The following is a 443-nucleotide window of genomic DNA, read 5'->3' on the forward strand; positions in this document are numbered from 1 at the left end:
TCAGGCGACAACTACCTTGAAAAACGCCGTATTTAAATCCTAGATCATCCATGATCGCTTCCGCAGCTTTTACCTGCATAAAGTATTTGGTTGCAGAACTGGAGTTTAATTCATTGTTTTCTTTTAAAAACTCAACGTTTCTCATTGCGTCCATACGGGAGGATTCGGCATAAACAGCATTTTCAATAAAATCATATTCGCAGTCTACACATTCACTTAAATCAATATTGATACGCATTGAACATTGAGTATTAGTGCAATACATCCCAGGAGCAATAGCATGTAAATGTTCTTTACCGTTGGTCAACCGATCTATCCAGTAGTCAACCGATAGCTTGCGTTTGCTTACTCCATCTTCAAAATAACTTTCACCTTCGCGACTAATCTCAGCCGCTGCTGCTTGACCTTTACCTTGCGTATTTCGGTGAATCCGATCGGTCGTT

Annotated in this window: 1 pseudogene; it reads right to left on the reverse strand. The window is 40.2% G+C overall.

Going from position 1 to position 443, the window contains the following annotated elements:
- Positions 1-443, reverse strand: a pseudogene (locus ACX5KA_RS13890) (hypothetical protein); the annotation flags it as partial.

The sequence above is a fragment of the Alteromonas alvinellae genome (genome assembly GCF_902705805.1).